Source organism: Streptomyces sp. NPDC005494 (assembly GCF_042872025.1).
Classification (GTDB): Bacteria; Actinomycetota; Actinomycetes; order Streptomycetales; family Streptomycetaceae; genus Streptomyces.
Genome location: NZ_JBIAJR010000008.1, coordinates 49,265 through 68,522 on the forward strand (window position 1 = coordinate 49,265; position 19,258 = coordinate 68,522).

At 70.8% G+C, this 19,258-nt stretch carries 14 protein-coding genes; 9 read left to right on the forward strand and 5 right to left on the reverse strand.

Translation table 11 applies throughout. The features are described from left to right. Positions 1 to 4: 4 nt before the first annotated feature. Together ACFYQ6_RS22790 and ACFYQ6_RS22795 are read left to right on the forward strand one after the other, a co-directional pair. The gene (locus ACFYQ6_RS22790) at positions 5 to 304 is read left to right on the forward strand and encodes a YciI family protein (RefSeq protein ID WP_361585733.1); all 300 of its coding nucleotides are present in this window, start codon (positions 5 to 7) and stop codon (positions 302 to 304) included. Positions 305 to 583: 279 nt separating this feature from the next. Next, positions 584 to 1,741 carry an SGNH/GDSL hydrolase family protein gene (locus ACFYQ6_RS22795; protein WP_361585731.1) on the forward strand — a complete coding sequence of 386 codons (1,158 nt, stop codon included), beginning with the start codon at positions 584 to 586 and terminating at the stop codon, positions 1,739 to 1,741. Between the two features lie 57 nt (positions 1,742 to 1,798). On the opposite strand, the gene ACFYQ6_RS22800 is transcribed toward ACFYQ6_RS22795, so the two are convergent. Then, positions 1,799 to 3,403 (reverse strand): TROVE domain-containing protein, encoded by a 1,605-nt coding sequence (locus ACFYQ6_RS22800; RefSeq protein ID WP_388764590.1) that lies wholly within the window; start codon positions 3,401 to 3,403, stop codon positions 1,799 to 1,801. A gap of 458 nt (positions 3,404 to 3,861) precedes the next feature. Next, positions 3,862 to 4,923 carry a WD40/YVTN/BNR-like repeat-containing protein gene (locus ACFYQ6_RS22805; protein ID WP_388764592.1) on the reverse strand — a complete coding sequence of 354 codons (1,062 nt, stop codon included), beginning with the start codon at positions 4,921 to 4,923 and terminating at the stop codon, positions 3,862 to 3,864. A 207-nt stretch (positions 4,924 to 5,130) separates the two neighbouring features. Between ACFYQ6_RS22805 and ACFYQ6_RS22810 the strand changes: the two genes are divergently transcribed. The 4 genes from ACFYQ6_RS22810 to ACFYQ6_RS22825 all read left to right on the forward strand — a co-directional run bounded on the left by ACFYQ6_RS22810 (position 5,131) and on the right by ACFYQ6_RS22825 (position 9,673). Further along, positions 5,131 to 5,547, forward strand: coding sequence for an SsgA family sporulation/cell division regulator (locus ACFYQ6_RS22810; RefSeq protein WP_388764594.1), 417 nt, complete (start codon positions 5,131 to 5,133; stop codon positions 5,545 to 5,547). Positions 5,548 to 5,758: 211 nt separating this feature from the next. After that, positions 5,759 to 7,405, forward strand: a complete 1,647-nt coding sequence (locus tag ACFYQ6_RS22815) for an ATP-binding cassette domain-containing protein (RefSeq protein WP_361585720.1) — start codon at positions 5,759 to 5,761, stop codon at positions 7,403 to 7,405. Between the two features lie 155 nt (positions 7,406 to 7,560). Beyond that, positions 7,561 to 8,538, forward strand: a complete 978-nt coding sequence (locus ACFYQ6_RS22820) for an acyl-ACP desaturase (protein ID WP_361585718.1) — start codon at positions 7,561 to 7,563, stop codon at positions 8,536 to 8,538. A gap of 256 nt (positions 8,539 to 8,794) precedes the next feature. Beyond that, complete coding sequence (locus tag ACFYQ6_RS22825) at positions 8,795 to 9,673, forward strand: chitosanase (protein ID WP_388764888.1); 879 nt, start codon at positions 8,795 to 8,797, stop codon at positions 9,671 to 9,673. Between the two features lie 25 nt (positions 9,674 to 9,698). Here ACFYQ6_RS22825 and ACFYQ6_RS22830 read toward each other — a convergent pair whose 3' ends face one another. Both ACFYQ6_RS22830 and ACFYQ6_RS22835 read right to left on the reverse strand, forming a co-directional pair. Next, a complete protein-coding gene (locus tag ACFYQ6_RS22830) occupies positions 9,699 to 9,950 on the reverse strand; it encodes a WhiB family transcriptional regulator (RefSeq protein ID WP_361585212.1) in 252 nt (83 codons plus the stop codon). A gap of 106 nt (positions 9,951 to 10,056) precedes the next feature. After that, positions 10,057 to 10,848, reverse strand: a complete 792-nt coding sequence (locus ACFYQ6_RS22835; protein ID WP_361585214.1) for a VOC family protein — start codon at positions 10,846 to 10,848, stop codon at positions 10,057 to 10,059. Positions 10,849 to 11,101: 253 nt separating this feature from the next. On the opposite strand from ACFYQ6_RS22835, the gene ACFYQ6_RS22840 reads away from it, so the two are divergent. After that, entirely contained in the window at positions 11,102 to 13,282 is a 2,181-nt protein-coding gene (locus tag ACFYQ6_RS22840; RefSeq protein ID WP_361585217.1) for a DEAD/DEAH box helicase, read from the forward strand. Positions 13,283 to 13,302: 20 nt separating this feature from the next. Here ACFYQ6_RS22840 and ACFYQ6_RS22845 read toward each other — a convergent pair whose 3' ends face one another. Beyond that, positions 13,303 to 14,295, reverse strand: coding sequence for a multicopper oxidase domain-containing protein (locus tag ACFYQ6_RS22845; RefSeq protein WP_361585219.1), 993 nt, complete (start codon positions 14,293 to 14,295; stop codon positions 13,303 to 13,305). Positions 14,296 to 14,526: 231 nt separating this feature from the next. Between ACFYQ6_RS22845 and ACFYQ6_RS22850 the strand changes: the two genes are divergently transcribed. Together ACFYQ6_RS22850 and ACFYQ6_RS22855 are read left to right on the forward strand one after the other, a co-directional pair. Continuing rightward, complete coding sequence (locus tag ACFYQ6_RS22850) at positions 14,527 to 17,025, forward strand: ThuA domain-containing protein (protein WP_388764597.1); 2,499 nt, start codon at positions 14,527 to 14,529, stop codon at positions 17,023 to 17,025. Beyond that, positions 17,022 to 19,256, forward strand: a complete 2,235-nt coding sequence (locus ACFYQ6_RS22855; protein ID WP_388764600.1) for an OmpL47-type beta-barrel domain-containing protein — start codon at positions 17,022 to 17,024, stop codon at positions 19,254 to 19,256. The genes ACFYQ6_RS22850 and ACFYQ6_RS22855 overlap by 4 nt, the downstream gene beginning before the upstream one ends. Positions 19,257 to 19,258 lie beyond the last annotated feature (2 nt).

Sequence of the window (19,258 nt, forward strand, 5' to 3'; positions counted from 1 at the left end):
GATCATGTTCGTACTCGAATTGACCTACACGGCGCCGGTCGAGCGCGTCGACGCCCTCATGACGGAGCACATCAGCTGGCTGGACACGCAGTACGCGGCCGGGGTGTTCATCGCCTCCGGGCGCAAGAACCCCCGCGACGGCGGCGTGATCCTGGCCGTGGGGGACGACCGTGCCGAGATCGAGCGGATCGCGGCCTCGGACCCCTTCGCCGCACACGGGGTGTGTGCCTACCGGATCACGGAGTTCCTCGCGACGAAGACCTCGGACGCGCTCGCGCCGTACCGTCAGCAGCTCCCCGGCTGAGGCCTGTTGCGAGTCCCCGCGGAAGGGGGCGCCGCGTTCGCCACGCGCTGTCGGCGTGCCGGGTCTCGCGACGCCGCGGAGATTTCCCCTGCCCAGGCTTCGATGCGCGAGACATCCGATGCCTGACGCGCACGGACAACCGGAAGGCCCTTAAGTCGTGTACGGCGAGGCACAGTTGGGCTTTGGCGCACCACAAATCGGTTGACACCCAGGGGTGAGATGTCGGACGTTCTGCCGTGACCCACCGATGCGCCGCAGGGCCGGAGAGATGGCACGCAGATGACGTTCGAAGACAGGAACCCGTCACCGGGCGCCAGGACCGCGCAAGCGGCCGACGTGGACGCCGGCTCCGGGCGTGAGCTGATCGACCGGGGCAGCGGCACTGCGCGGTTCACCGACCGGGGCAGCGCCGCTCAGGAGTGGCGACCGCTCCCCGTGCAGAGCGTCCTGGAGCAGGTGCACACCGCAGGGCGGGTCAAGGACCTGGGGAAGACGGTGCAGTTCAGCTGGCCCGGAGTGTACTTCGAGGGCCACTTCCGCGGGACCGGCATCGGGGTGGTGATCGACTGCGCGGCCGCCGATTTCGACGTCCAGATCGACGGGGCCACCGTCGCCACCCTGGTCACACCCGGTGACACCACACACTGGATCGACGGCCTGCGGAACGGCGAGCACACGGTCCGGGTCGTCAAACGCAACGAGACGTCGGGGGACATCAGCACCTTCGGAGGGTTCGTCGCCCCGCCCGGAGGCGCCGTGCTGAGCAAGCCGGCTCCCCGGGACCGCCAGATCGAGTTCATCGGAGACTCCATCACGGTGGGCTACGGCAATGTCTCGGGCACCCGCGCCTGCGATCCGGAGCAGGTCAGACGGAACACCAACACCGACGTGAGCCACGGTGCCCTCACCGCCCGGCAGCTGGGCGCCGATTACCAGATCAACGGCCTCTCCGGCCTCGGTATGGTGCGCAACGTCGCCGGCATCGTTCCGGACATCACCTACCGGACCTACTACGACCGCGCCCTGCTGAGCGTCGACGGCGACGTCTGGCAGAACCCGGGGACGTGGCGCCCCCGGATCGTGGTGGTCAACCTCGGCTCCAACGACTTCTCCGGCCTCACCGACGGCGAACCGTGGACGCCGGACAGCCTCGCGGCCGCCTACCGCACCGCATACGACGGGTTTCTCCGGAAACTGCGGACGCGCTACGGTGCCGGCACCGCCCTCGTGGCCGTCGGCTTCGACACCAACGCCGAGCACGTGCGACAGGTGGTCGGGGCGCGCAACGACGCCGGCGACAGCGGGGTCCACTACTGGTTCCTCGACCAGTCGGGCCTGGACTTCCTCGGATGTGACGGACACACCTCGGCTCGCGACGACCGGGTGATCGCCGACCGGCTCGCCCCGTTCCTCAGCGGTCTGGCCCCGGGATGGTGAGGGACGGGACCACCCGTGAACCGGGGCCTGGGACTGATGCCCCGGCCCCGGTGAGCGTCACGCCGGGCCGGCGGCCCACTGCCGGTCCGCGTGGCTGCCGGCCTCGATGAGACCGACCGTCCTGAACGCGGCGTCCGTCAGACCACCGAAGGTGTGCCGATGGGGTCCCGTGGGGGCGTGGGCAGGCCGGTACCCCGACAGGTTCCAGGTGTAGACCGGGGTGTCCGCAGGCACCGGGTCGGCGAGGCCGCCGGGGCCCGGGGCCGCGTCCTGCTCGTCGGTGACGATCAGGACCCGGTCGTGCCCTTCGAAGTGGGTGCGGAGCGCCTTCGTGGTGTACGTGCCCCCGAGAGCGCGGAAGCGCTTCAGTATCTCCAGCACCGGCTCCCCCGTCCTGAACGGCACCGCCGCACTGGACCAGCCGTACTGCACGAGGTCGGCCTGCTCGGCCCGTAGCGCCACCGCCGCGCCGAACACGGCTGCCGCGTCGGCGCGGGTGAGTTCCGAGCGCTCGGAGACGGTGTCCCAGAACATGGAGTCGGACCGGTCGACGAGGACCAGCGTCCGGCCGGGCAGAGTGGGAACGGCGGCCAGCGAGTGGCCCAGCGCCTGTTCCAGCGGGTCCGCCCAGCGCGGTGAGGGCGCGTGCCGGTGGGCGGCGAGATAGCGGAAGGGGAACTGCCGGGACCGGGCGACCTCGGTGGCGTCCGAGATCCGTGCGGCGACCTGGGCCGCCACGTCGTCGGAGACTCCCGCCTCGTCGAAGTTCCGCAGGTTGCGCACGAGGGCCATCGGCCCCATCGAGGGGATCACGGCCTCCCACACGGCGGCGTCCATCGGCCCCTGGAGCCGGCCCGCCACGGCCTCCCAGGTCAGGCCCGCCTCGGCCAGCCGCTCGGCGCCGTCCGGGCCGGTCACCACGGCGCGCCACTCGTCGGGCCGGAGCTCCGTCAGTGCCCGGTGCGCGGTCAGCATCCGGTCGGAGTGCGGCGGGACCGCCCGCTCCGGGTGGTGCCGGCGGTCCAGGGCGTACCGGAACAGTGCTCCCTGCCAGGGCTTGGCCGGGTCCGGGGACGCGTGCACCAGGTTGAGCACGTCACCGAAGCGGATGGCCTTGGACGCGGTGTCGTACTTCAGCAGCGACCGCGAGGAGTACAGCCGCCGCACGGCGTCGGCGACACCCCTCTTGACGGGCTGCGGCACGTTCCGCCCGTACGCCGAGATCCAGTGGGCGAGGAGTTCTCCCGGTTCGTCGGCGCGCTGGAGCACCGAGTCGATCACCGACCGGTTGGACGGGCCTTCGGTGACCCCGGCCGCGAGCCGGGCCCGGACGTACGCGGCGGCGCCCACCAGGGGCGCGGTGCGCATGTTGCCCTCGGCGCGGAGCCGGCGCAGCAGGCCGGCCGTCCACACCGGATCCTCGACGGCGAGCCGGCTCACGAGGCTGACGTAGCGGTCGTCGCGCTCCTGGCCGCTCTCGTAGAAGGTCTGCTGGGTGACGAAGTTGCCGACGGCCAGGAGGAAGAGTTCCTCCCGGGGCTCCCGGACGAAGGCCGGGCCCCCGGCGTGCGTCCTGAGTCGCTGTTCGGCCGGGCCGGGGCGGGACCCCGGTCGTGAAGAGGCGGTGCGGGCGGCCGCCGAGACGTGCGGGGCCACGAGCATCTCCGTCCAGATCTTGGAGACGCGCTGGGTGTGACGAGGCAGTGAATCCCCCCGGATTCGAGCAACGGACGGCCGCCGGCAGGCATATGGGCAAGCCCGGGCGGGAACGGCCGCGCCTCCGAGATCAAGAAGAGGGCCGCGGCGTAACTTGGTTGTCAGAAGGAAGTAGCCGCAGCCGGGCGCATCGAGGGCGCGGTCGCACCGTCACCCTAGACGGGCCCCGGGACCGCGCACCACTCATTTCCGCCGCGCGGGAACAGCGGGCCTCCTGGCCGCAGATGCGGTGTGCACCGCTCCACTCGACCCGCCCGGCCACAGCGGCCGTGCGCACCGCTCCACTCGACCCTCCCAGCCACAGCGGCCGTGCGCACCGCTCCACCCGACCCTCCCAGCCACAGCGGCCGTGCGCACCGCTCCACTCGGCCCTCCGCCGCGCGCCGCCTTCTTCCGCCGCGCCGTCACCGCAGCCGGGCGACGCGGCCCTTCTCGCCCGAGGCCCAGCAGCCGCCGTCCGGTGCGCAGTCCACCGTGTCGTACGAGCCGGTGTCCACGGTCCGCCAGGTGCGTCCGCCGTCCCGGGTGAGGTCGGTCCCCGTCGGGCCGACGGCCAGGGCGGACCGCGCGCTGTGCGGCAGCCATGCCACGCCGGAGCGGTAGGCCGGCGGCGGGGTGGCCGAGCGCTCCCAGTTCCGGCCGCCGTCCCGGGTGACGGATGCGGAGGCCGGGGACGGCTGGTCCGCGCGGTAGTCGCCGCCCACCGCGATGCCGTGCGTTCGGTCGCGGAACGCGAGACCGAAGACACCGCGCGCCGGATCCCCCGCCGGGATCGGCGACTCGGCCTCGGCCCATGTCAGTCCGCGGTCCCGGGAGTGCAGCACGCGGGCGGTCGCCGCGCCACCGGTGGCGAGCCAGACGTCCCGGGCGCCCGAGCTGACCAGGCACTGGCCGCTCGCCGCGAACCCGGCCTCGCCGGGCTGCGCGGCGGGCATACCCGCGTCGGGCAGCACCCGCCAGTTCCGTCCGCCGTCGGAGGTGGACAGGATGCGGAATCTGCCGTCCACCGGGTCGCTCATCGCGAGCCCGTGGCGGCTGTCGAAGAAGGTCAGGCAGTCGTAGAAGGCGCGGGCGTCGGTGTTGCGGAAGGACTCGGTCCAGGTGGTGCCGCCGTCCTCCGTACGGAAGACACGCGACGCCTCTCCTTCGCCGATGGCCAGGGCCACCGCGCGTCGCCGGTCGAACGCCTCGATGTCACGGAGTTCCAGCCCCGCCGCGCCGGGGGGCGAGACATCGCTCCAGTGCCGGCCCCCGTCGACGGTGCGCAGGACCGTTCCCCCGGAGCCCGCGGCCCAGGCCGTGTCCCGGCCGACCGCGGCGAGGCCGCGGAAGCGTGCGTCCGAGTCTGTCGTGGTGAGCACCCATCCGGGCTCCTGGTGCCTCTGCGGGGCCGCCTGCGCCGAGGGCGCGGCCGACGCCGCGATCACCGCCGCCCCGCAGAGCGCCGTCGCCGTCAGCTGTCGCATCCTCCGCAAGGGCCTCATGGCGCTGGAAGCTAACGCACAGGTGGCCGGGCGTCCAGGGTGCGCCGGTCGAAACGGGGCAGGTGATCGGGAAGAGACGGGGTGGCGGGCGGTGACGCAGCTCACGCAACCCGCCAGTGCACGGACGGAGGCGTTCCGTCGTCTACTCCAATGCCGGGAACCGTCGTTTGAGGCGAGAGGGAGCAGGTCTTGTCCAGCGTTATCGAGCAGTCCGTGCAAGCCCGTATGGTCGCGTCCGCGCCGCGTATGGAGACTCTGCCCGCAACCCTGCAGTACGACCGCAAGGATCCCTTCGCCGTACGCATGGCGTTCCCGGCCCGCGCGACCCTCGAAGGCACCGAGGTGGCGTGGGAGTTCTCCCGCGAGTTGCTCACCACGGGTATGGACGCGCCTGCCGGGGTCGGGGACGTCCGGGTGAGGCCGTTCGGATACGACCGCACGGTCCTGGAGTTCCACGCCGTCGAGGGCATCGCCATGGTGCACGTGCGGACGTCGGAGCTGCGCCACTTCCTCGCACGCGCCCAGGAGCTGGTCCCGGTGGGTGACGAGTACCGCTTCATGGACCTGGACGGCGGCCTGACCGATCTGCTGGACGGTTCCTGCTGAGCGCGGGGCCGGCCCGAATTCGGTTGCGCGACGGCGAGGGCCGTCCGTAACGTCTTCGGTGTCCCTGCTGTCGTCGTATCGGAGAAGGACGTTGCTCCACATCTGAGAGTTGTCCGCACACCGTGCCGCGTGCCGTCGCACGCATGCCTCTGCGTGACCTCAGTGTGTCCGAGCCGTCCGCCCTTTTCCTCGACGCAGCCGGGAGACTCTTGTGCCTGCAGCCACCACACACATCACCTGTTCCTCCCTGTCGTTCGCCTGGCCTGACGGGAGTGAGGTCTTCGACTCCTTCCAGCTCTCCGTAGGTCCCGGCCGCACCGGGCTCATCGGCCGTAACGGCTGTGGCAAATCGACCCTGTTGCGGCTGATCGCCGGCGAACTCGCCCCGGCCGCGGGCCGGATCACGACCGTCGGCGACATCGGTCACCTCCCCCAGAATCTCGTCCTGGACACCGCGCTGCGGGTGGACGAGGTGCTGGGTGTCGCCGGGAAGCGGGCGGCGCTCGCCGCCATCGAGGCGGGCGACGTCCAGGAGGAGCACTTCACGACGGTCGGTGACGACTGGGACGTGGAGGAACGCGCCCTGGCGCTGCTCGACCAGCTGGGCCTGGCCGGCGCCGGGCTCGACCGGACGATCGGCGAACTGTCGGGCGGGGAGTGCGTGCTGCTGCGCCTGGCCGCCCTGCTCCTGGCCCGCCCCTCGGTCCTGCTGCTGGACGAGCCGACGAACAACCTCGATCTGTACGCCCGCAGCCGCCTCTACGACGCCGTCGACGCCTGGACCGGCGTGATGGTCGTCGTCAGCCACGACCGGGAGCTGCTGGAGCGGGTCGACCGGATCGCCGATCTGCGCGACGGCGACGTCACCTGGTTCGGAGGGCCCTTGTCGGCGTACGAGCAGGCCCTGGCCGTGGAGCAGGAGGCGGCCGGACGCATGGTGCGGGTCGCGGAGGCCGACGTACGGCGGCAGCGACGCGAGCTGGCCGAGGCGCACGTCAAGCTGTCCCGGCGCAAGCGCTACGGGCAGAAGATGTGGGACACCAAGCGCGAACCGAAAGCTGTGATGGGCCAGCGCAAGCAGACGGCCCAGGAGTCGGCGGCCAAGCACCGCATCATGCACACGGAGCGGCTGGCGGAGGCGGAGGAGCGCCTCGACGAGGCGGTCGACGCGGTGCGCGACGACGAGGCGATCCGCATCGAGTTGCCGCACACCCGGGTGCATCCGGGTCTCGGCGTGCTCCTGCTGCGCGATCTCGAACTCGCCCACGGGCCACGGATACGGGGTGAGTGGGATCTGCGCGGGCCGGAACGGATCGCGCTGACCGGCCGCAACGGCGCGGGAAAGACGACGCTCCTGCGTACCGTCGCCGGGTCGCTCGCTCCACTGTCCGGCGAGGCGAGCGTACAGGTGCCGGTGGGCTTCCTGCCGCAGCGCCTCGACGTCCTCGACGACTCCCTCTCGCTGGTGGACAACGTGGCCCGCTTCGCCCCGGGCGCCACGGACAACGCCATCCGCGCCCGGCTCGCACACTTCCTCTTCAAGGGGGGCCGCGCGGACCGGCCTGCCGGGACCCTCTCCGGTGGAGAGCGCTTCCGGGCGACGCTCGCCGCCCTGCTGCTCGCCGAGCCCGCTCCCCGCCTGCTGATGCTTGACGAGCCGACCAACAGCCTCGACCTGCTCGCCGTACATCGCCTGACCTCGGCGCTGGCGGCGTACGAGGGGGCGCTGATCGTGGCGAGCCACGACGTGCCGTTCCTCCGGTCGCTGGGGATCACCCGCTGGCTTTCCCTCGACGAGGGGGGTCTGCACGACATCGACCCTGGTCAACTCCGGGGTACGGGGAATACGGACGCCTGACTTGTCCCTCTACGCACACCTGTGACCTGCATGAATGACGGTGGGTGACGACCACCACGCGGGGCGGGGGTTGGCTGGGGCCTTACCGCCGCCTTAACCTACGGTCACGTAACCTACGAAGCCGTAGGTAATTCTCCCGTCCCCAGGAGCAACCCGTGACGATCACCTCTCCCCACCTCGGCAGCTCGAAGGCGTGGACCGACGCCCAACTGCTGTACGCACTGGAGGAGGTGGTGGAGAAGGAACTCAACCGCCATCTCAAGGTCGCCAAGGCATGGATGCCGCACGAGTACGTACCGTTCTCCGACGGCCGGAACTTCCCCGGCGTGTTCGAGGACGGCGAAGCGTGGGAGACCAGCCAGTCCAAGGTCACCGACATCGGGCGGATCGCCCTCGTCGTGAACCTCCTCACGGAGGACAACCTCCCCAGCTACCACCACGAGATCGCCTCCCTCTTCGGGCGCGACGGCGCCTGGGGCACCTGGGTGCACCGCTGGACCGCGGAGGAGGGCCGGCACGGCATCGTGATGCGGGACTACCTGCTGACCTCGCGCGCCGTGGACCCCGACAAGCTCGAAGAGTTCCGCATGGCCCACATGGCCGAGGGCTTCGAGTCCGACAACCGCCACTCCATGCTGCACTCGGTGGCGTACGTCGCGTTCCAGGAGCTCGCCACCCGCGTCTCGCACCGCAACACCGGCCACCAGTCGGGCGACCCGGTCTGCGACCGGATGCTCGCGCGGATCGCGACCGACGAGAACCTGCACATGGTCTTCTACCGCAACCTACTCGCGGCGGCCTTCGAGCTCGCCCCGGACCTCACGATGGAGGCCGTGCGGGACGTCGTCGTCAACTTCCGCATGCCCGGCCACGGCATGCCCGGCTTCGAGCGTGCCGCCGCGCAGATGGCGATCGGCGAGATCTACAACATGCGCATCCACCACGACGACGTGATCCAGCCCGTCCTGCGCTACCTGAAGGTCCTCGAGATCGACGGCCTCGGCCCGGAGGGACTCAAGGCACAGGAGGAGCTGGGCCTGTACATGAGCGGCCTGGACAGCGAGGCGTCGAAGTTCGACGAGAAGCTGGCGGCCCGCAAGGCCCGCGTGGCGGCCCGCGCCGCCCAGGGCTGAAACTCCGGCTGACCCCCGGGGCCGCGCCCACGGCTCTGCCCCAGGACCGGGCCGCTCGCCCTTCGGCCTCGCCTCGGGATCCGCTCCCCGATCCGACGGCCCGGTGGCGGCGCACGCTCCCCGCGTGCGCCGCCACTTCGCGTTGCTGCCACTCCGCATTGCCGCCACTTCGCGTTGCTGCCGCTCCGCCGTGCAGCCGCTCCGCCTGATGCCACCCCCGGGCTTCACGGAACGTACTCTGTGCCGGGTGAAACCAGTGACACGTCTCGTTCTTTTCGGTGCGCCGATTGTCATCGGCGTTTCGATCTTGTTCAGCGGTGGCGACTCAGAGCCGCCCACGGTGACCGGCCAGGCGGCCGCACCGACGCAGACCGGCGCGGCGAAGCAGGAAGCGGCGGAACAGGCCGAGGAGATCGACGCCCTGCCGCCGGGTCTCGCCGCTCCGGAGATGAAGGAGACCGCCTCCCAGCTGGTGGCCAGCGCCGAGGCGTCCACCCTGGACTGGCGCAGCCAGTACGGAGCGATCGAGGACATCGGGGACGGCACCGGCTACACGGCCGGGATCATCGGTTTCTGTTCCGGTACGAACGACATGCTGCAACTGGTCGAGGGCTACACCGAGGAGCACCCCGGCAATCCGCTCGCCCCGTTCCTCCCCGCCCTGCGCGCGGTGGACGGGACGGACTCGCACGAGGGTCTGGATCCGGGCTTCACAGACGCGTGGCGCGAGGCGGCCGAGGACCCGGCCTTCCGCGCGGCCCAGGACGAGACGCGGGACAGGCTGTACTTCGAGCCGGCGGTCCGGCTGGCGAAGCTGGACGGGCTCGGCACCCTGGGGCAGTTCATCTACTACGACGCGATGGTGCTGCACGGGCCCGGCATCGAGGCGGACGGCTTCTACGGCATCCGCGACGCCGCGATGGAGTCGGCGGACACGGCGGCCGAGGGCGGCGACGAGAAGGTGTATCTCGACGCCTTCCTGGACGAGACCAGGGCGGCGATCAGGGCCCGCAAGGTGCAGCGTGACACGTCCAGGATCGACACCGCACAACGGGTCTTCCTGGACCAGGGCAACCTGGCCCTCGAGAAGCCCTTGGTGTGGCAGGTGTACGGCGAGACCTTCCGCATCACCTGACGGGGAAGGGCTCGCGGGCGGGTGCTCAGCGCACCTCGGGGCGCGATCTGCGCAGCCGCTCGCGCTCCTTCTCGGAGAGCCCGCCCCATACGCCGAAGCGCTCGTCGTGGGCGAGTGCGTACTCCAGGCACGCCAGTCGGCCTTCGCAGGCGTTACACAGCTGCTTGGCCTCGCGGGTGGAGCTGCCCGGCGCAGGGAAGAAGAACTCCGGCCCGGCCTGCGCACACAACGCGGTCTCCTGCCAGGTGAGCTCGTCGGTCGTGGTGTTGATCGGCATGGTGCCCACCGTGCCCCGCGGCGATAAACAAGCGATCAACGACCGTTCAACGAACGGCCGGGCGGGCGGAGGGCCGCACACTCCGCCCGCCGTTACCGCAGGCCGGCTACGACATCGGGACGGGCTTGATCACCGCGAAGGCGGCGCCCGCGGCGTCCACGAAGGTCGCGATGCGGCCGACTTCCGGCACGTCCGTGGCCGCAGCGGTCACCCGGCCGCCCAGCCGCTCGGCCGCGGCCGCCGTGGCGTCGACGTCGTCCACGGCGAAGTACGGCAGCCAGTGCGGTCCCGCCTCGGCCTGGGCGGGCACCTCGTCGAGCGGGACGAGCCCGCCGAAGGAGGCTTCCTCGCTCTCGGTGCCCGCGGGCCGGACGACCGTGTAGGAGCCGTCGGGGTAGGACATGTCCTGGGTCTGCCACCCGAAGACCGTGTGGAAGAAGGCGGCTGCCGCGGGGACGTCCGGGGTGTAGAGCTCGGACCAGATCAGCGAGCCGGACTCCATGATCATGCCGAGTCCGGTGTTCGTCCCCGGCTGCCAGACACCGAAGTACGCACCGTTGTTGTCCGTGAACCCGCCCATGCGTCCGTAGTCGAGCACGTCCATGGGGGCGAACGCCGCGGTGCCTCCGGCCTGCTCGACCGACCGTGCGGTGGCGTCGGCGTCAGGGGTCTGGAAGTACACCGACCAGGCGGGCTTCCCCTGTTCCGCCGGCACGGTCATGACGCCCGCGACGGTCTTCCCCCTCAGCTGGTACATGCCGTAGCCACCGGTCTCCGGTCCGCCGGGCACCAGCTCCCAGCCGAAGAGACCGCCGTAGAAGGCCGTGGCCGCCTCGACGTCAGGGGTGCCGAGGTCGATCCAGTTGGGGGCGCCGGTGACGAAAGCTGGGTCGAGCATGATGTGCTCCTTCGGCGAGTTCCGTTGTCTCGCGCGTCCTGGCCGGGTGTCCGGCCGCTCCGGGTCGAATGGTTGTCGAGTGTCCCGCTCATCCTGGTCGAACAGGGATGTGCCGCTTCTGTCCGAGTCTGGCACCCGCCACCGACAACCGCAGTTCGCGTGCACGGGGCGCGGCGGGACACGTGGCACGATGGACCGGTCGTGGCAGGGCCCCGCGCCGGCGGGGCGTGGTGGCGGGGACAGAGGGACGTACATGACGCAGGCCGGACCCACGGGCCGGACACCCACCGGGAGAGCCGCGCGGGAGCTGTTCGGGACCGCCGGGGAACTCGCCGGGGCGGCCCGCGCGGTGCTGGACGACCACCACCGTGCCGTCGAGGCGGCGCGCGCCGCGCTCACCCCACTGCTGGACTCCCTCGTCGGGACGGAACTGGCCTCCATCCCCGTGGCACGACTCGCGGACGTCACGGAGGGCAGGCTGCGCCTTGGCGCGCTGGAGCAGGCGGGCTACGCCAGCGTCGGGCAGGTCCACGCAGCGGGGCGCTACGAGCTCCGCCAGATCCCCGGGGTCGGCGCGCACACCGCCGACCAGGCGCTGGCCGCGGCCCGGCAGATCGCGCACGCGGTCCGGGACACCGTCGCCGTACGGATGGACGTGGACACGACGGACGCGGCCACCACCGCGCTGCTCGTCGCCCTGCACCGCCTCGTCGAGGGCGGCCCCGACGTGCGCAGGGCGGTCGACGCCGCCCGCCGTCTGACCAGGGAGCTGGAACCGCTGCTCGCCACGGCGGCGCCGGCGCGGAGCCGGCTCCGGATGCTCTTCGCCGGCCGGGCGGGCGCCGCGCGGGCACTGGCCGCCGCCACCTCCGTACGGACGACGACGGAGGACGCCGCCGCGCGTGGGCTCCGGACACTGTTCGGGCAGGTGTCCGTCGACCTGCTGCGCGACCCCGCGTCGGAGGCGGAGGCCTGGGTCGACTTCGAGCTGCGCTCCCCCGAGTACTACAGCCTGCTGGCCGAGCTGTCCGGCAGCGAGCCCGACCGGGACGCCGCCGAGGGCTTCCTTCCCGCCGGGATCGCGGACCGGGTGCGCGGGCTGCGGCTGGACGACACGTGTCTGCGGGTCTCGCTGCGCGGTTACCAGTCCTTCGGCGCACGCTTCGCACTGACCCAGAAGCGGGTGGTGCTCGGCGACGAGATGGGGCTCGGCAAGACCGTGCAGGCCATCGCGGCGCTGGCGCATCTCGCGGCCCGGGGCGAGAGCCACTTCCTGGTGGTCTGCCCCGCGAGCGTGCTGATCAACTGGCGGCGGGAGGTCGCCGCCCGCTCCACCCTGCGGCCCGTGCCGGTGCACGGACCCGAGCGACAGGACGCGTTCGCCGAGTGGTGTGAGCGGGGCGGGGTCGCCGTGACCACCTTCGACGCGCTGCACACGCTGCCGGACGGCCCCCGGAGCGGGATCAGGCCGGGCATGGTGGTCGTGGACGAGGCGCACTTCGTGAAGAACCCCGAGACCCGCCGCGCCCGTGCCGTGAGCGGCTGGACGGAGCACACCGAGAGGGTGCTGTTCCTCACCGGGACCCCGATGGAGAACAGGGTCGAGGAGTTCCGGAGCCTGGTGCGCCGGCTGCGGCCCGAGCTGGCCCCGCTCGTCACCTCCACGCACGGGGTGGCCGGCTCGCACGCGTTCCGCCGGGCCGTCGCCCCCGCCTATCTGCGCCGCAACCAGGAGGACGTCCTCGCCGAACTCCCGGCACTGGTGCGGGCGGACGAGTGGGAGGAGTTCTCCCCCGCCGACTCGGAGGCGTATCGCGAGGCGGTCGGGTCGGGGCACTTCATGCGGATGCGCCGCGCCGCGTACGCCCGCCCCGAGACGTCCGCCAAGCTGAACCGGTTGCGCGAACTCGTCGCGGAGGCCGAGGCCAACGGGCTGAAGGTCGTGGTGTTCTCGTACTTCCGCGAGGTGCTCGGCACGGTCCGGGAGGCTCTGGGCGACGGGGTGTTCGGCCCGGTGTCCGGCTCGGTCCCGGCCGCGCGCCGGCAGGAGCTGGTCGACTCCTTCGACGCGGCGGACGGGCACGCGGTGCTGCTCAGCCAGATACAGGCCGGCGGTGTCGGCCTGAACATCCAGGCCGCGTCGGTCGTCATCCTGTGCGAACCGCAGATCAAGCCGACGATGGAGCACCAGGCGGTGGCCAGGGCACACCGCATGGGGCAGATACGGACCGTGCGGGTGCACCGGCTCCTCGCGGCGGACAGCGTCGACCAGCGGTTGCTGGACATCCTGGCGCGCAAGGACCGGCTCTTCGACGCGTACGCACGGCGCAGTGATGTCGCCGAGGCGACGCCCGACGCGGTGGACGTCTCGGACCGGGACCTCGCCCGGCGAATCGTCGAGGAGGAGCAATCGCGGCTCGCCGCCGAGGTCTGACCGAGGACGACGCCCCGGGCTCAGTGCTCGTGCGCGTCCCCGGCGGCACCGGCCGCGTGGTGCGGCGGGTCGTACCCGGGGACCGTGCCGTCCGCCTTGGCGACCAGCAGCAGTCCGGCCATCCCCATGTCGGAGTGGCTCTGGACGTGGCAGTGGTACATCCACGCGCCGGCCCCCACGTGCTCGCCCGCGATGATCTGGAAGCCGAAGGAGTCCGCGGGGCCGCAGATCTTCGTGTCGACCACACGGCTGGGGTCGTCGGGTCCGGTGAGCAGCCCCGTCCGGTTGTCCGCCCAGCGGTGCCCATGGATGTGGAACGTGTGGTAGTACTCGCCGTGCGTGATCATCACGACCTCGACCCGGTCGCCCACGGTGGCCTCGAAGTTCGGGCTCTCGTGAGCCGCCTTGTTGTTGATCGTCATGTCGTTGAAGACGATCGTGATCGTCCTGTCCGGCAGGACGTCCCCTTTGCGGCGCACGACGAGGGGCCCGTACAGCCCCTTGCGGATGCCGCCCGTGCCGTGGTCAGTGCCCACGACGTGGTCGTGGTAGTGCCAGTAACCCGCGCTGCCCGCCTGCCAGGTGCCGTCCTTGCGCCGGCCCGGGGCGTGGGTGCGCCAGGTGTAGGTGCGGGTGCCGCCCGGTTCGACATGGCTGCGGTTCATCCGGGTGCCGTCGCTCGCGATGTCGTAGTCGACGCCGTGCACGTGGAGGCTGGCGTCGACGTCCGTGAGGTTCTCGAACTCGATGTGCAGCGTGTCGCCCTCGGTGATCTCGATGAGAGGGCCGGGGATCGACGCCTTGCCCTTCTCGAGGCCGTATCCGAGCTGACCGTCCGCCAGTTTCTCCGCGTACAGCTTGAGATGGCGGACAGCCCCTCCTGCGGGGGCCGTCTTCGCGGGGTTCTCCGCGGAGGTGGCCTGCACCGCACCGAGTGACATCGATGTCACACCGGTGGCTGCCGCCACCCCGCCGCCCACCAGCATCCTGCGGTTGAAGGTCCTGCGGTCCATGTCGAACTCCCCACTGCGAGAAGGAAACTGACGCGCTGCTCCCCTGGACGGCCCACACGGTAGCCGGGGCCCGATGGTTTATCCACACTCAGGACAAAGTTCGTTCGATTGCTGCCATACCTATTGGCGCGCCGCGAAAAGAGGTCTAGCTTCGTGCGCTGTCGCCTTCAGCTCAGAGGTGCGATGAGAGAGAAGTGACCGGAGAAGCGACCAAGAGGGGTGGGTGACCACATGCAGCGCACACCACATCACAGGTCCAGATCGCGCCGCGGTATCGCGGCGGCCGTGGCAGCAGGCGCCTTGACCGCGTCCCTGCTCGGCGGGAACGCGGCCACCGCCAGCCCTTATCCCGATCCAGGGCTGAAGGAGAGGATGGCGACAACGTTGTCCCTGTCGTCGCCGCCCGGCGGTGCCAACGTGCGGGTGCTGGTGTTCCACGCCTCCGCGGGCGACGAGTCGCCGACCGTGGACGCCGGCATCGCGGCCATCGAGAAGATCGGGCTCAGCGGTCCCGAAGCCGGGCGTTTCAAGACCGTCGCCACCGACGACGCCGGCGTGTTCACCAACGGCAAGCAGCTCGGCAGGTACAACGCGGTCGTGTTCCTGACCGGCGGCGGCGACGTGCTCGACCCGGAGCAGGAAGCCGGCCTGGAGGCGTACATGGAGGCCGGCGGCGGCTTCCTCGGCATCCATGACGCGGCGCGCACGGAACCGTACTCCGACTGGTTCACCGGACTGGTCGGTGCCCGACCCGCGGCGGACAGCCCGGCGGCCGTCCAGCGCGCCACCGTCGAGATCGGCGACCGGCAGCACCCGGCGACGAAGAACCTCCCGCTGGAGTGGAAGCGCCCGGACAAGTGGCTGAACTGGAAGGACAACCCGTCCGGCGACGTGCACACCGTGGCCCGGGTCCGCGAGCTCGCCTACGCCCCGGGCAAGAGCGCCAACGGCTGGGACCACCCGGTCTCCTGGTGCCGTGACTACGACGGCGGCCGGTCCTTCTACACCGCCATGGGCGGTACGGTCAGCAGCTTCGCCGAGACCGACTTCCGCGACCATCTGCGCGGCGCGCTCGCCTGGACGAGCCGTCTGTCGCAGGCCGACTGCAAGGCGACGATCGACTCCAACTACACGGCCGAGCGGCTCACCCGGCCCAACCAGCCGGGGCAGAACGACCAGATCGGCGAGCCCCACGGCCTGGTGACCGCGAAGGACGGCCGGGTCTTCTACATCGGCCGCGGCGGGGCGGACAGCAGCGTGCCGGTGGTCACCGACTGGAACGACCCGAACATCGGCAAGGGCGAGGGCGAGATCCATGTGTACGACCCCGCGACCAAGAAGGTCACCCTCGCCGGCAAGCTGAGCGTCTTCGGCAACAAGGGCGGCGGCGACGAGCTGGTCAAGGTCGAGGAGGGGCTGCTCGGGATCGAGCTCGACCCGGACTTCGCCACCAACGGCTGGGTCTACCTGCACTACACCCCGCACGCCAAGATCGACCGCGACAAGCAGATGGCGGTGCGGCAGGTCTCGCGGTTCACCTTCGACCACGCCACGAACAAGCTGGACCTGGCGTCCGAGAAGGTGCTGCTGCACTGGCCGGTCCAGATCCACAGCTGCTGCCACGCGGGCGGCGGCATGGCCTGGGACTCGAAGGGCAACCTCTACATCGCCACGGGGGACAACAACTCCTCCGGTTTCAGCGACGGTTACTCCGGCAACAACCCGCAGCCGAACTACAAGGGCGTGTCCTTCGCGGACGCCCGCCGCACCGCGGGCAACACCAACAACCTCAACGGCAAGATCCTGCGGATCCACCCCGAGGACGACGGCACCTACACGCTGCCCGAGGGCAACCTCTTCACCGGCAAGGAGCCCGACGAGGGCGGCGGCAAGACCCGGGGCGAGATCTACGTGATGGGTGTGCGCAACCCGGCGCGCATCTCGATCGACAAGGCGACCGACACCCTGTACGCGGGCTGGGTCGGCCCCGACGCGGGCTCCCCCAGCACGACCTGGGGTCCCGCGAAGTACGACACGTTCGCCGCGATCACCAAGGCCGGCAACCACGGCTGGCCGTACTGCATGGGCAACAAGCAGCCCTACCGGGACCGTAATCTGCCCGACCCGACCAAGCCTCTGGGCTGGTACGACTGCGACGCCCCGAGGAACGAGTCGCCGAACAACGACGGCCTGGTCAAACTGCCTCCCGTCACGTCGAACACCATCTGGTACTCGCCCCAGGGCGGCGGCGTGGACTACCCGCGTGACGCGAACGGCGTCCCGAGCTACAAGGTCGAGGACCAGAAGCAGCTCCTGCCCTGGCTCAAGGGCGGCGGCCAGGCCACGATGAACGGCCCGGTCTACCGCTACGACGCGGCGAGCACCAGCGAGGCCAAGTGGCCGGCGTACTGGGACGGGAAGTGGTTCGTCGGTGACTTCTACGACGACACCCAGCCGCGCCACGCCGTGCTGACCGACCCCAAGACCGTCGGCAGGGGCGGCCTGCCCACGCACGCCGAGTCCCTGAAGAAGATCATTCCGGTCGGTGCCGACGGCATCCGCAACCTCATGGACTGGAAGTTCGCCCCGGACGGCTCGCTCTACGTCCTCGACTACGGGCGCGGCTTCTTCACCTCCGACTCCAAGTCCGCGCTGTGGCGCGTGACCTACAAGGGCGGCGGCCCGACCCCGGCCGCCACCGACCTGGCCAGGAAGGCGGCAGCGCAGTGAGACACCCCTCTCTCCTCGCTCGACGACGGTACGGGCCCGCACGCTGGTGGCTCGCCCTGCTCGGCTCGTTCCTCATGGTGCTCGGACTGGCGTCGACCGCCGCGTACGGACGGGACGACAGCAAGGCCGCCGCGGCCGACCAGGTCCTCACCTGGACCGCGGGCGACCCCATCGACCACTATCTGACGGCGCCGAAGACTGCGGTGGCCGGCGCCGCGACCATCGTCTTCGAGAACAGCGCGGCGACGGGCAACACGACCGGTATGCCGCACACGCTGACGTTCAGCGTGTCGGACCCGGAGTTCAACAACGACGTCGCCGTCAACATCCTGGCCAACCCCAGCGACAGCGAGGGCGGCAAGCACAGCGTCGAGGTCACCCTCACGCCCGGCCGGTACTTCTACCACTGCACGATCCCCGGCCACGGCTCGATGCAGGGGATCCTGACGGTGACCGAGGACGGCGGCGGCGAGGACACCACCGCTCCCGAGACCTCGGCGACGGTGGACGGTGACAAGAACGCCGACGGCGCGTACATCGGCCAGGCCACCGTCACCGTGGCCGCGACCGACGCGGGTTCGGGCGTCGACACCGTCGAGTACGCCGTCGGGGCGGACGGCGCCTGGCAGCCGTACACGACCCCCGTCGTGGTGAACGAGGTCGGGTCGCACACGATCCGCTACCGCGCCACCGACAAGGCGGGCAACGCGGCAGCGGAGAAGAAGGTGGACTTCGCGGTCGCCGCACCGCCGACGGACGACGAGACCCCGCCGGAGACCTCGGCGACCGTGTCGGGCGAGAAGGACGACGCCGGGGCCTACCTCGGGATGGCCACGGTCACCGTGACCGCGTCCGACACCGGGTCAGGCGTCAACACCATCGAGTACGCCGTCGGGGCGGACGGCGCCTGGCAGCCGTACACCGCGCCCGTCATGGTGCACGAGGTGGGGACGCACACGGTCCGCTACCGCGCCACCGACAAGTCCGGCAACGTCGCGGCGGAGAAGGCCGTCGACTTCACCGTCGTCGAGCCGCCGTCCCAGGACAAGACACCGCCGGAGACCTCCGTGGTGGTGTCGGGCGACAAGAACTCGGACGGTGCCTTCATCACCAGTGCCACGGCCACCGTCACCGCCAAGGACGCCGACTCCGGGGTGGACCGGACCGAGTACTCCCTCGACGGCGGTCCCTACCTCGCGTACACCACGCCTGTGATCGTCGACCGCGTCGGCCGCCACACGTTCGCCCACCGGGCGACGGACAAGGCCGGCAACACCTCCGAGGCGAAGCAGACCTCGTTCACCATCGCCGAGAGCGGTGGTGTCCCGGCTCCGAACTGCCCCGAGTACGACGTGCGGCTCACCGTCTTCGTCGGCACGGTCGACACCGGCGTACCCAACCGGATCACAGGCAACCGCTGCACGATCAACGAGCTCATCGAGGACGAGAAGGACTGGTCCTCGCACGCGCTCTTCCTCAAGCACGTCGACAAGGTCCTCGACAAGCTGCTCGCCGACGGGGTCGTCGACGCCCGTGAGCACAAGAAGATCTACCGGGCCGCCAAGCAGTCCGGCATCGGCAAGCCCGGCCAGGACGAGGGTTACCGCAAACTCTTCGACGGCACCGCCGAGTCCCTCGCCAAGTGGGAGCAGGTCGGCGGCGGGAAGTTCGGGCTGAACACGGAGGACGGCTCGATCACCAGCTCCACCACCGTGGACGGCATGGGGATGCTGTGGTTCCCGGCCCGGCAGTACGGGGACTTCTCGCTGAAGCTCCAGTGGCGGGACGACGCCCCCGGCACGGGCAACGCCAACGGCGGGGTCTTCGTCCGCTTCCCGGATGTCCACGACCACCCTGAGGAGTCCCGTCCGGAGTGGGTCGCCATCAAGTACGGCCATGAGATCCAGGTCAACGACCGGCCCGACGGCGACATGTACAAGACCGGGTCCCTCTACGGCTTCGACCGGGTCGGTCTCGGCGGCGCCGGGGTCACCCCGAAGGGCACCTGGAACGACTACGAGGTCAAGGTCGTGGACCAGCACTACTCGGTCTACCGCAACGGTGTCCTGATCAACGAGTTCGACAACACCGGCGGGCAGTTCTTCGAGCCCCCGCGGGGCGACGACCCGGGCACCGACGGGCGGCGCTACGCCTCCGGCTACATCGGGCTCCAGGTCCACAGCACCACGGACGTGATCTCGTACCGCGACATCCGCATCAAGGAGTTGTAGGG

Bases quoted from the DNA above. Each gene is read 5' to 3' on its own strand.
- ACFYQ6_RS22790 (WP_361585733.1), top strand. From the start codon at position 5: ATGTTCGTACTCGAATTGACCTACACGGCGCCGGTCGAGCGCGTCGAC.
- ACFYQ6_RS22795 (WP_361585731.1), top strand. From the start codon at position 584: ATGACGTTCGAAGACAGGAACCCGTCACCGGGCGCCAGGACCGCGCAA.
- ACFYQ6_RS22800 (WP_388764590.1), bottom strand. From the start codon at position 3,403: ATGCTCGTGGCCCCGCACGTCTCGGCGGCCGCCCGCACCGCCTCTTCA.
- ACFYQ6_RS22805 (WP_388764592.1), bottom strand. From the start codon at position 4,923: ATGCGACAGCTGACGGCGACGGCGCTCTGCGGGGCGGCGGTGATCGCG.
- ACFYQ6_RS22830 (WP_361585212.1), bottom strand. From the start codon at position 9,950: ATGCCGATCAACACCACGACCGACGAGCTCACCTGGCAGGAGACCGCG.
- ACFYQ6_RS22835 (WP_361585214.1), bottom strand. From the start codon at position 10,848: ATGCTCGACCCAGCTTTCGTCACCGGCGCCCCCAACTGGATCGACCTC.
- ACFYQ6_RS22840 (WP_361585217.1), top strand. From the start codon at position 11,102: ATGACGCAGGCCGGACCCACGGGCCGGACACCCACCGGGAGAGCCGCG.
- ACFYQ6_RS22845 (WP_361585219.1), bottom strand. From the start codon at position 14,295: ATGGACCGCAGGACCTTCAACCGCAGGATGCTGGTGGGCGGCGGGGTG.
- ACFYQ6_RS22850 (WP_388764597.1), top strand. From the start codon at position 14,527: ATGCAGCGCACACCACATCACAGGTCCAGATCGCGCCGCGGTATCGCG.